At 38.2% G+C, this 12,604-nt stretch carries 11 protein-coding genes; 9 read left to right on the top strand and 2 right to left on the bottom strand.

What is annotated here, in order from left to right; translation table 11 throughout:
• Window positions 1-28: 28 nt before the first annotated feature.
• The gene (locus tag MHH51_RS23130; RefSeq protein ID WP_147212505.1) at window positions 29-985 is read right to left on the bottom strand and encodes an ABC transporter permease; all 957 of its coding nucleotides are present in this window, start codon (window positions 983-985) and stop codon (window positions 29-31) included.
• Window positions 986-1,001: 16 nt separating this feature from the next.
• A complete protein-coding gene (nikC, locus tag MHH51_RS23125; RefSeq protein WP_147212504.1) occupies window positions 1,002-1,907 on the bottom strand; it encodes a nickel transporter permease in 906 nt (301 codons plus the stop codon).
• Between the two features lie 495 nt (window positions 1,908-2,402).
• Between nikC and MHH51_RS23120 the strand changes: the two genes are divergently transcribed.
• The 9 genes from MHH51_RS23120 to yycH all read left to right on the top strand — a co-directional run bounded on the left by MHH51_RS23120 (window position 2,403) and on the right by yycH (window position 12,604).
• On the top strand, window positions 2,403-2,930 hold the full coding sequence (locus MHH51_RS23120) for a DUF2812 domain-containing protein (protein WP_339283847.1): 528 nt from the start codon (window positions 2,403-2,405) through the stop codon (window positions 2,928-2,930).
• A 367-nt stretch (window positions 2,931-3,297) separates the two neighbouring features.
• On the top strand, window positions 3,298-4,497 hold the full coding sequence (locus tag MHH51_RS23115; RefSeq protein WP_156986288.1) for a glycine betaine/L-proline ABC transporter ATP-binding protein: 1,200 nt from the start codon (window positions 3,298-3,300) through the stop codon (window positions 4,495-4,497).
• Window positions 4,490-5,335, top strand: coding sequence for a proline/glycine betaine ABC transporter permease (locus tag MHH51_RS23110; RefSeq protein ID WP_198048641.1), 846 nt, complete (start codon window positions 4,490-4,492; stop codon window positions 5,333-5,335). The genes MHH51_RS23115 and MHH51_RS23110 overlap by 8 nt, the downstream gene beginning before the upstream one ends.
• A 102-nt stretch (window positions 5,336-5,437) precedes the next feature.
• Window positions 5,438-6,334, top strand: a complete 897-nt coding sequence (locus MHH51_RS23105) for a glycine betaine ABC transporter substrate-binding protein (protein ID WP_339283846.1) — start codon at window positions 5,438-5,440, stop codon at window positions 6,332-6,334.
• 341 nt (window positions 6,335-6,675) lie between these two features.
• Window positions 6,676-7,965: an adenylosuccinate synthase gene (locus MHH51_RS23100; RefSeq protein ID WP_147212499.1), complete on the top strand. Its 1,290-nt coding sequence runs from the start codon at window positions 6,676-6,678 to the stop codon at window positions 7,963-7,965.
• 120 nt (window positions 7,966-8,085) lie between these two features.
• Window positions 8,086-8,376 (top strand): hypothetical protein, encoded by a 291-nt coding sequence (locus tag MHH51_RS23095; RefSeq protein WP_339283845.1) that lies wholly within the window; start codon window positions 8,086-8,088, stop codon window positions 8,374-8,376.
• A 392-nt stretch (window positions 8,377-8,768) separates the two neighbouring features.
• Entirely contained in the window at window positions 8,769-9,470 is a 702-nt protein-coding gene (gene yycF, locus MHH51_RS23090) for a response regulator YycF (RefSeq protein ID WP_147212497.1), read from the top strand.
• Between the two features lie 6 nt (window positions 9,471-9,476).
• Window positions 9,477-11,306 carry a cell wall metabolism sensor histidine kinase WalK gene (walK, locus tag MHH51_RS23085; protein WP_147212522.1) on the top strand — a complete coding sequence of 610 codons (1,830 nt, stop codon included), beginning with the start codon at window positions 9,477-9,479 and terminating at the stop codon, window positions 11,304-11,306.
• On the top strand, window positions 11,303-12,604 hold the full coding sequence (gene yycH, locus MHH51_RS23080; RefSeq protein WP_339283844.1) for a two-component system activity regulator YycH: 1,302 nt from the start codon (window positions 11,303-11,305) through the stop codon (window positions 12,602-12,604). The genes walK and yycH overlap by 4 nt, the downstream gene beginning before the upstream one ends.

The following is a 12,604-nucleotide window of genomic DNA, read 5'->3' as shown; positions in this document are numbered from 1 at the left end:
CTTTCTAAAATCTAGTAATTAAAGAATACTAGTCTAAATCAATTCGCTTGTTCAATAAACGGTAAGCAACGTCTACAACTAAGTTTACAAAAACGAAAAGAAGTGACGCAACTAAAATGGTACCTTGAACAACTGGGAAATCACGAGCCTGAATAGAATCGATAATTAATTTACCCATCCCATTAACAGCGAATACAGACTCTGTTAACACAGCTCCGCCAAGAAGTCCGCCAAATTGTAAGCCAACTACAGTAACAATAGGAATCAGTGCATTTTTCAATGCATGACGATAAATAACGATTTGTTCTTTTACCCCTTTGGCACGGGCAGTCCGGATATAATCCTGGCCAATAACATCCAGCATGCTGGAGCGGGTCATACGTGCAATAATGGCTGCACTGCTTGTACCTAATGTGATAACAGGCAAGACAATTTGACTGAAGCTGCCCCAGCCTGAAGGGCTGAACCAAGCTGTATTACTAAAGAAAGGTACCCAGGATGGTAAATCAATTCCAATCGCAAACCATTGAATTAACATTAAACCAAGCCAGAAGTTTGGCATAGATAAACCGAATAAAGCTATCAGCATAAGTGTTGTATCAATTGCAGAATATTTACGTGTGGCAGAAATAATACCGACAATTAATCCTACAAATACAGCTAATACTGTACTATAAAAGGCGAGTTCGACAGTTACCCAAAATCTGGCGCCGATTTCAGACGAGACATCCCGTCCGCTTCGCATCGAGGTTCCTAAATCACCTTGAACAGCATTGGTTACATAATCTAAGTACTGTTTTGGCAGCGGGTCATTTAAGCCCAGCCGCTCTCTGATATTATCAATTTGTTCCTGTGGAGCACCTTCGCCGGCAATTACTTGCGCAGGGTCTCCGGGAACCAAATGCATCATACTAAACACGATAATAGATACACCGATTAATACAGGTATCGTTTGTAAAATACGTCGAATGATAAATTGAAACAAAATGGTTCACCTCTTTCTATTCTCTCGTTTTTGGATCAAATGCATCACGTAATCCATCTCCAAGTAAGTTAAATGCTAAAACAGCTACGACAATAGCAAGCCCCGGGAATAATGCTACATGGGGTGCGTTATATAAGTAGTTTCTTCCGTCACTCAGCATCGCTCCCCATTCCGGTGTAGGAGGCTGTGCACCCAAACCTAAGAAGGAAAGTCCACTGGCTGATAGAATCGCTGTAGCAATACTTAACGTAGCTTGAACGATAATTGGAGAGGTGATATTAGGTAAAATATGTTTGAAAATAATTCTGGAATCGCTGGCTCCCAGCGCTCTCATAGCATCAATATACTCCAGCTTTTTCACAGATAAAGTAGAGCCCCGGACAATTCTGGCGAAAATAGGTATAGATGAAATAGCAACAGCAATAATTACATTAAACATACTACCACCTAAAACAGTAACAATAGTTAAAGCTAATAGAATACTAGGGAATGCTAATAAAACATCCATAATACGCATGATAATACTGTCTGTCCGTTTTCCATAATATCCTGCGATAATGCCGAGAAATATCCCGATAGTTGCCCCGAGTAAGATAGAGAAAAAGCCTATCATTAGAGTTAATCCAGTTCCTTGGATTACCCTGCTGAATATATCTCTTCCAAAGTTATCTGTTCCAAACCAATGATCAGAAGATGGTGTAGCCAGTTTATTGGTTACATCTTGATCATATAGAGGATCGTAGGGGGTTAAGTAAGGCCCGACAAGAGCAATAATGATAAGTAAAATGATTAAAACACCGCCGACAACAGCCGACTTATTTTTCTTAAGTTTATTAAAGACGCTTTTCCAGCTTTTAAGTCGGGGATTAGGCGGCTTGATAGCTGTCTGCGGCTTTTCGATATGTTCGTTTGAACGACTCATCGGTTTTTTTCATCCTTTCTCTCGTGTTATAGGTCAGTCTTGATTATATCATGAAAAAGTTTGTAGAAATATATTTGATTTTAAAATCATGAAAAGATACATATTTTTTAAAATTGTCGAAAAACGTAAAACCTTGATACAAAAGGGTTTATTTAAACGAATAATGTGAGAATGCTACTAAATTTGTAATACTATTTCAAATACGAAAATTTGTATTAATTAAAAAAGACACCCTTTTCTAATTTATTAAAATCTAATTTAAGGAATGCTAACGGACTTGAAGAACTTAATTCTTCTATAATAATGTAATTATAAAATAGAAAAGACAGCCATTGTGAATGTGACCTGATTTCAAAGCACTCTAAAATATGAGAGGACGACAATGCATTTATATGCTTCCCTATATAAGAGGCAGGAAGGATTGTCGAAAATCTAGTATAATGATAATAATTTAAGATATATCATGATTAAGTGATTATAAAGAGGTGGAATTTCGTGAAGAAGAAATTTGTTTGGAATCCTGCTAGAATTTTCTTTCATAATACGGGGACAGAGAAATTAGAAACTCTTGCAAAAGAAGGCTGGAGTGTAGAGAAGTTACGATTGGGCGGCCTGCTTTTTCAATTGAAAGAAGATGAACCTAAGGAGGTACAGTATCATATAGATTTTCAGTCTTTTCAAAATACAGACGAAGCTATGCCTCAAACAGACGAGGGCTGGGAACTGGTCGATGCGCTCGATTATATGGCGGTTTTTCAGGGCTCGCCGGAAGCCTTGTCAATGGAAGGAAACCAGGAACAGCTGCTGGAGCAATTGAATCAGGAAGGAAGATTGTTAGGTAAATATACAATTCTTTCAAGCATTTTTTTAATTATTTTCTTTATTTTACATATAAAAGTGGGCTGGGATCTGATAAAAATGATTTTGCTTGGAGGAATTATTATGGGTGGAATTGCATTTCTCCTGGTGTTGGCTTTGTATATTTTAAATAGGTATAGACGGTATAACTTGAAAAACACGTAATAACAATGAAAAAAGATGGAAATATTAGAGTAATAAAACATGTCGAATTGTAATATAAGAGAGTATTTAAAAGTAAACCGCAGGAAAAGGCAGAAAAGATCACATTGTATGGAACAGATGAGATAAACTGCTTAAAACTCTTGGGAAACGGCGTTATAGGCTGTTTGAGATTTTCCATAAATATACCTATAATAAATAGAGTTGCCTAGAAACAGGTGAACACATCTAAATGGATGCCGTAAAATAAATGAGTCTATAGTTGATTCATTTATTTTTGTTTACAGAATAAACCGTTCAGGAGCACCATAGATTGATTTGCCTTCAAACAGATGTACTACCAATCAAAATAAAATAGAGAGGTGATTATATGGCAGTAGTTGAAGCAAAAAACCTGTCTAAAATTTTTGGTAAAAATATCGGCCAATCTATCAAAATGTTAGATCAAGGTATGACCAAAGAAGAAATATTGAAAAAGACAGGGAATACTGTCGGAGTAAATCGTGCCAGTTTCTCTGTAGAAGAAGGAGAAATATTCGTCATAATGGGGCTGTCAGGTAGTGGGAAGTCTACTTTAGTCCGATTAGTAAATCGTTTAATTGATCCAAGTGAAGGATCAATCCTTATTGATGGAAAAGAATTAGCGACATTAGATAAAAAAGCATTAAGACAAGTACGTCGTGAAAAATTAGGAATGGTATTCCAGCAATTCGCGCTCTTTCCGCATCGTACCATCTTACAAAATGCAGGATTCGGTTTAGAAGTACAAGGCGTTGATAAAGCTGAACGGGAAAAACGTGCAGAAGAATCATTAAAGCTTGTGGGATTAGGTGACTATATGCATCAGAAACCTGGCCAGCTATCTGGCGGGATGCAGCAGCGTGTAGGACTGGCCCGTGCTTTGGCTAACGATCCAAAAGTACTGTTAATGGATGAAGCTTTCTCAGCACTTGATCCGCTTATCCGTAAAGAAATGCAGGATGAGTTAATTGATTTACAATCTACGATGAAGAAAACCATTATCTTTATTACGCATGACCTTGATGAAGCTCTTCGTTTAGGAGATCGAATTGCGTTAATGAAGGATGGAGTTATTGTACAAATCGGAACACCGGAAGAAATTCTAATGAATCCGGCAAATGACTACGTTGAGAAATTTGTGGAAGATGTAGACCGCTCGAAAATCCTCACTGCAAGTCATATCATGAAGCGTCCGGAGACAATCAATATTGATAAGCACGGTCCTAGAGCAGCGTTAGAAAGAATGCGCAAGGAAGGAATCTCAAGCATTCTTGTTGTTGATGAAAAACGACGATTACAAGGTTATGTCACAGCAGACGATGCTTCCGAAGCTCGTAAAAAGGAAGTGTCAGATATTAAAGAAATCTTAAAAACAGATATATTAAAAGTTGCACCGGATACACCGATGCAAGAAATTTTCTCTATGATTTATGATACTCCTATCCCGATTGCAGTTGTGGGCGATGATAATCGTTTAAATGGAATTATTGTCCGGGGAGCGGTATTGGCCGCACTTGCAAATGATGGTGAGGTGAATATAGATGCTTGATTTTATGGATAAAATACCATTAGCAGAATGGACTGAATCAGCGACAAGCTGGATTCAAAATACATTTGCATTTCTTTTCGAACCAATTAAAGACCATTTTGGCGATTTTATGGACTTTGTATCTGGAGATCTTCTACCAGGTATCCCGCCAATTCTGTTTATCTTAATTGTTGCCGTGATTGCATTCTTTGTTTCCGGTAAGAAGTTAGGATTAGCAGTGTTCTCTATCGTTGGTCTATGGTTTGTATATAACCAGGGATTATGGGATGCGTTAATGTCTACAGTGACTTTGGTTATTTTAGCAAGTTTATTGTCTGTCATTATTGGTGTACCAGTGGGAATATTAATGGCAAAAAGCAAAATTGCCAATTCGATTCTTACACCAGTATTAGACTTTATGCAGACAATGCCGGCATTCGTATATTTAATCCCGGCGGTAGCATTCTTCGGAATCGGGATGGTTCCGGGTGTATTCGCATCTCTTATTTTTGCGACACCGCCGACTGTTCGTTTTACAAACTTAGGTATCCGCCAGGTTTCTAATGATTTAATTGAAGCATCTGATTCATTCGGTGCTACAGGGTCACAGAAGCTGTTTAAAGTAGAATTACCTATGGCAAAAGGAACGATTATGGCTGGTATTAACCAGACGGTAATGCTTGCACTTTCAATGGTTGTAATTGCGTCAATGATTGGTGCGCCGGGACTTGGAAGTCAAGTGCTTTCTTCTCTCCAACGTGCATCTGTCGGTACCGGATTTGTTGCTGGTATCGGAATTGTAATTCTGGCGATTATTATTGACCGTATTACACAAAATATGAATAAAGCAAAAAGATAAATCTGCATGACAATCTTTTCAATTAAGAGTGGTTCATTCCTCTGTTGATATGAAAAGTGTCAATATAGAAAAAATAATTTTAAGAAAAGGGGAGTTTTATTTATGTCTAAATGGAGTCTGAAACGTGCAGGACTTATTGGTTCATTAGCACTTGGACTAGTTGTTGCTGGTTGTGGAAGTAATGACAGCGATGGCGGAGATAGTGATTCTGCAGAAGGCGGAGTAGATGGCAAAATCGAATTAGCCTATGTAGAGTGGGATACAGAGGTAGCCTCTACAAATGTTGTCGGAAAAGTACTGGAGGATTTAGGTTATGATGTGACATTAACCCCACTTGATAATGCCATTATGTGGGAAGCAGTTGCAAGCGGTGAAGCAGACGGAATGGTAGCTGCCTGGTTACCAGGAACACATGCCGAGCAATTCGAAGCTTATGGTGACCAAGTTGAACAGCTTGGACCTAACTTAGAAGGAGCAGCAATTGGTCTTGTCGTACCGGAATATATGGATGTAGATTCTATTGAAGATCTAACCGATGAAGCAGGTCAAACCATTACAGGTATTGAAGCTGGTGCTGGTGTTGTAAATGCTGCTGAAAATGCAGTGGAAGAATATGATAATCTGGATGGCTGGACTGTACAAACTTCTTCCAGTGGTGCAATGGCCACAGAATTAGGCAGTGCTATTAATAATGAAGATGAGATTGTTGTTACTGGATGGTCTCCACACTGGAAATTCCAAAAATATGATTTGAAATATCTTGAAGACCCGGAAGGTGTTTTCGGTGAAGCAGAATCTATTGAAACAATGGTTCGTGAAGGCTTAGAAGACGACGCTCCGGAAGCATATCAAGTATTAGATAACTTCTATTGGGATACAGATGATATGGAAGAGGTTATGCTAGCTATTAACGAAGGCGCTGCTCCAGAAGACGCAGCTGCTGATTGGGTAGAAGCTAACCAGGACAAAGTAGCTGAATGGACAGAAGGTATTGAATAAATAGAGATGTCCTTTTGAAAGGCGGCTCCAATAATTATATTGGGGTTGCCTTTTTATATTTATAGATGAAATCCGAACATTACCATTTTTGTTATTGTATTTAGTTCGTGTTTTTAAAGCTGCAACAAATATAAACAGACGAATTAAGCGTATGATAAAGTTAAAATGAAAAACAACGTTCGTGTTCTACATTGACGTTTATTTTTTTAACTGATAAAATATTAACTAGTGAGTAAAATACAAATAATGATAAATGATTGTTCAGCTGTGTATATTATCAAAAGGCAAAAAATAGGCAGGACAAAAAGTTTCATATATAAAATCAATCTTGGAGGTGCACCATGTCCTCAGTAGTAGTTGTAGGTACGCAATGGGGAGATGAAGGGAAAGGTAAAATTACCGATTTCCTATCTCAAAATGCAGAAGTAGTTGCTCGTTATCAAGGCGGAAATAACGCTGGCCATACGATTAAATTTGATGATGTAACGTACAAGTTACATTTAATACCATCAGGAATTTTCTTTAGTGAAAAAACCTGTGTTCTTGGAAACGGAATGGTTATCGATCCAAAAGCATTTGTAGAAGAAATTGCTTATTTACATGAGCGTAATGTTTCTACAGATAATCTTCGTATCAGTAATCGCGCGCATGTGATTCTTCCATACCATTTGAAGCTGGATATTCTTCAAGAAGAAGAAAAAGGTGCTAATAAAATCGGTACGACGAAAAAAGGGATCGGCCCTGCTTATATGGATAAAGCAGCACGTGTCGGTATCCGCATTGCTGATTTAATGGATAAAGAAGCCTTCCGTGAAAAATTAGAACAGAATTTAAAAGAAAAGAATCGTTTATTTGAAAAAGTATATGAGTCCGATTCCATTCAAGTCGAGGATATTTTAGACGAGTACTATGAATATGGGCAGCAAATGGCTCCTTATGTGGTAGATACATCTGTTGTTTTAAACGACGCTATTGATGAGGGCAAACGTGTCCTGTTTGAAGGTGCACAAGGTGTTATGCTTGATATTGACCAAGGTACGTATCCGTTTGTAACGTCTTCTAACCCGATTGCAGGTGGTGTGACGATTGGTTCTGGTGTAGGCCCAACAAAAATCAATCATGTTGTAGGTGTGTCAAAAGCATATACAACACGTGTTGGTGATGGTCCTTTCCCAACAGAATTACATGATGAAGTGGGAAATCAAATTCGTGAGGTCGGGCGTGAATATGGTACAACAACAGGACGCGCGCGCCGTGTAGGCTGGTTTGACAGTGTCGTTGTCCGCCATGCACGCCGTGTGAGCGGAATTACGGATTTATCTCTAAATTCCATTGATGTACTGACTGGTATTGAAACATTAAAAATCTGCGTTGCGTATCGCTACAAAGGGGAAATTATTAAAGAATTTCCTGCAAGCTTAAAAGCATTAGCAGAATGTGAGCCGGTATATGAAGAAATGCCAGGCTGGACAGAGGATATTACTGGAGTGAAGACATTGGATGAACTTCCAGCCAATGCGCGTCACTACCTGGAGCGGATTTCTCAGCTGACAGAAATTCCATTATCTATCTTCTCTGTTGGTCCAGATCGTTCGCAGACAAACGTAGTAAGAAGTGTGTATCGTCCATAATAAAGTAATGAATGTAGGAAAAGGAGCTGATTTTTGCGATCAGCTCCTTTTCCTGTGCGGAGAAAAATGAACGTTCTAATCTATGTTAAAATGAGGGAAAGTGATAAAGGAGAGATAGCGATGAATTTTGTCCAGCCAGGGGCAGAGTTCGATGTTTTTATGCTAATATTATCGATTATTATGTTAATCATTTTCACCTTTTTGGCAGCGACGCTTGTCTATTCTTTCTTAAAAAGAGGCAAGCAGAAGCCTGGTTATTTTATTTTTTATATCTTTATAGTTTTTGGTGTTATCTATCAGCTAATTGAATTTTTCCGCCTCTATACATGGTTAGGGATAGCAGCAATTATAATCTATATTACTTTTGGACTGATTATTTTTCTGGCACTCCGTAAAAATAGAATGAAGTAAGTTTTGAAAAATAATGTATCCAATTTTTTCTAATGTATATTTATATTCAGCCAACAAGACAGAAGCGCTGTTTTACGTTAAAATAGAGAGAGTAAGTCTCTATTTCTATAGACTTTATAGAAATAGCATTGTTCATAATATGGATTTATATTTTAGTGAATCCAATTAAATTATTTTATACAAATACCAGAAGTATAATTAATAAATCTTTTGATATTTGTATAAAAATCATTTATTCCACGGTTAAGCACTATAATTAGCGGAGGAAAAACACGGAAAATCCTGTGGAAAAGCGTAGTGTTTTTCAGTAGCGAAGGCTATAAAGGCAAAATTTTAATTCCAATCTAATAACATTTTTATAAATTATTTAACTAAAAAAGGATGTGCAACCAATGAGTCAAAAAATATTAGTTGTCGATGATGAACAGCCAATTGCAGATATATTACAATTTAACTTAGAAAAAGAAGGCTATCAGGTAGTGGTGGCAAATGATGGAGATACAGCGATTGAACTCGCAGAATCAGAGCGCCCTAATCTAATTTTACTAGATATCATGCTGCCTGGAAAAGACGGGAATGAGGTCTTGCGTGAAGTGCGTAAAACACAGAGTATCCCGGTTATTATGCTGACTGCAAAGGATGCAGAAATTGATAAAGTGCTTGGATTAGAACTGGGTGCAGATGACTATGTAACCAAACCATTCAGCAATCGTGAATTAATTGCACGTGTCAAAGCAAATCTGCGTCGTGAGAATGTTACAGAAGAGCCGGCAAAAACAACGAAGGATATTGTCATCGGAGATTTAGCCGTTCATCCGGATGCGTATGTTGTTTCTCGTAAAGGAGTAGAAATTGAATTAACCCATCGTGAATTTGAACTCTTACACTATTTGGCACGTCATATCGGACAGGTAATGACACGGGAGCACCTGTTAGAAACTGTGTGGGGCTATGATTATTTTGGAGATGTGCGTACTGTAGATGTTACGGTCCGCCGTTTGCGTGAAAAAATTGAAGAAAACCCTAGTAACCCATTATGGATTGTAACAAGAAGAGGTGTCGGGTATTATTTACGTAATCCTGAGCAGGAGTAAGGCATGATGAATAAAGTTGGTTTTTTCAGATCGATCCAGTTAAAGTTTATTATTATTTACATCCTGCTGCTAATCTTAGCTGTACAGGTTATTGGGTCTTTTTTTACCAACAGGTTGGAAGATGACTTGACGACGACCTTTAAACAATCAATTAATGAGCGTGTCGAAATGCTGAGCTATAATCTGGAACAAGCCTTTATAAGAGACCGTTCTGAAGAAGATCCGAGTTTAGAGCAGGAAATTCAGACAATTATTGATGATGTCAACACAGATAATCTGGCAACGACAATCCATGTATATGATAATCAAAGAAGGACTTTAGGGACAAACCGGATCGATGGGAGATCGGAAATCGGGAGAAAAACCACAGATATCGATGTAAGGAATACCTTACTTTTCGATAAATCCCAGCAAAAACCATATTTTGACCGGGAGACAGATAGCAGAGTCTATGTACATGTGGAACCGTTGGTCGGAGATGAAGGAAATACAGTCGGCGCAATTCAATTTAAAGCCTCTATGGAGGAGGTTTATGATCAGATTGAAGGAATTAATAATATCTTTCTCCAGGGCTCCATCTTAGCGATAAGTATCTCGGCAATACTTGGGATTCTGGTAGCACGTACAATTACTAAACCGATTCAGGAAATGCGTGAACAAGCATTGATTATGTCGAATGGAGACTTTACACAGCAGCTCGAGATCTATGGCCGGGATGAAATCGGACAGCTGGCGGAGGCATTTAATGATTTAAACAGCAGACTGAAGCACTCCTATGCCACCATTGAAGAGGAGCGGAGGAAATTAAGCTCTGTTCTTTCCTATATGAGTGACGGGGTTATTGCTACAGACGAGTCTGGGGCCGTAACATTGATGAATGATGCTGCAGCCAGAATGATTGGTTTAAATCCGGATGATGTCATTGGAGAGGACTTAATTGATGTTTTAAAGCTGGAAGAAAAAGTTGTCGATATCAGTAAGCTGCCGGATAGCGGTTCGATAATTATTGATTTCAGTGATGAAGAAACGCCGTTTATTATACGGGCTAATTTTTCTACAGTTGTTGATGAGGAAGAAGAAACGACTGGTTTTATCACCGTGATTAGTGATGTTACTGAGCAGGAGAAAATTGATCAGGAACGCAGAGACTTTGTGTCGAATGTGTCACATGAGCTCCGGACGCCGCTGACAACAATGAAAAGTTATCTAGAAGCGTTATCTGATGGCGCTTGGGAAAACAAAGAAATTGCGCCGCGATTTTTAGAGGTCACACAGAAAGAAACAGACCGTATGATCCGGATGGTAAACGACCTGCTGCAGCTATCTAAAATGGATTCGGATGAATTGCCGATGCACAAGGAAAGAACCGAATTCATGAGCTATGTGCATCAGGTTTTGGACCGGTACGAAATGAATCTGCCCGAAACAATTACGTTAGAGCGTAATATACCAAAAGGAAAATCATTTGTATGGATGGATAGAGATAAAATTACCCAGGTGTTTGACAACATTATTACCAACGCTTTCAAATACTCTCCGGAAGGCGGAAAGGTTCGTGTAAATCTCGATGTAAGACGTCATATTGTTATTATTAGTATTCTGGATGAAGGTGTGGGTATTCCATATGATAAGCTTGATAAAATATTTGATCGTTTCTACCGTGCCGATCGCGCCAGAACAAGAAAGCTTGGAGGCACCGGTCTTGGTCTGGCTATCACGAAAGAGCTTGTAGAAGCCCATCACGGGAAAATCTGGGCGCAAAGTAAAGAAGGGCGTGGAACGACAATTCTATTTACCTTGCCACTCATGGGTTCGAAGCGGGGGAAAGGCAAATGAAGTTAGAGACTGCAAAATCATTGTTGCTGATTATATTAATAGGAACGAGCTTAATTCTCACTTTTGGAATGTGGAATTATCGAGCAGAGTATGAACCGCTAAATGACGATGAGTCGGTTGATAAAGCTGATCTGGGCGGCGAGCAAAAGCAAGAAAATGATGTTATAAAACCAAATGACGTTGTTTTTAAAATAAACGGAGAATTCTACAGCTATGTGGATCCAGAAGATAGTGCCGAATTATTTGAAGATATCCAGACATGGGAAATTACCGATTTGCAAAGTACAGATGCAGAAGAAAAGACTGCTGATGCAGAAGTAGAAATTATATTTCCAACAGGAGTTCCATTATCTTTATTTGAAAATATTTTAAATATAGACCGTACATTGTCGAAAAATATGAACTTTTATGTAGATCGGTTTTATATTCAATTACAAGAAGAAGATCAGTTATTAAAGGTTTATTTTGTTTCTTTGGATGGGGATGAAGCAGTTGAAGGCACTATCCATTCTACGACAAACTATGAGCAATTGCTGTCGATGTTTAGTAATCTGACAGATAAAAAATTTGAAGAAAATTATTTATTGACGGAGACTGCCAGAAATATATATATTCCAGTTGAAGAAAAATCAATGGAATCATTTAAGTATACCTTTGATAGGACTAATTCTGCTGATGTTAGAAATATCATGTTCACTCGTCCCAATCTGGTGAGTGAATCGAAATCTGCTCCGGAATCAATTATGTATCGGACAGATGATAGACAGTTAAATATTACAGGGCATGGGATGAAGTTTATCAATGTTGCTGAGTGGAATAAAGAACCGGTAGACAAAAGTGTCTTTCAGCAAAGCTTGGAAAATATTAATGAACATGCAGGGTTTACAGATGATTATCGTCTGGACAGCTATACGAATGACAGTGTTACTTACCGTTTGTATCGGTTTCAATATCCTGTTATAAATAATTCTTATATGGATTTATCAACAATTTATCAAAGATGGCAGAGTGATCAATTGAGTGAATACACCCGTTCATTGATAACATTGGATACTGTTGCTAATACATCCAGCAAAAAATTAAGAGACAGCGATGAAATCATTTCGAGCATTCAGCAGAGTAAAAATATAGCAGATATTCAGGATGTGCAGATTGGATATCGTTTGACGGTTGAAAAGGATGTTAATGGTGAGGACTATGTATTATTAGAGCCGGATTGGTACCAGCGTGTGAATGACAGCTGGTCAGCAGTACCAGAAAAAAATACAGGAACACAGAACGTTGAAGGAGGAAGCTGA

The organism is Oceanobacillus sp. FSL K6-3682, from assembly GCF_037976165.1.
Taxonomy (GTDB): Bacteria; Bacillota; Bacilli; order Bacillales; family Amphibacillaceae; genus Oceanobacillus; species Oceanobacillus sojae.
The sequence above is the reverse complement of the archived record's forward strand: the minus strand, read 5'-3'. Positions and strand labels throughout refer to the sequence as shown.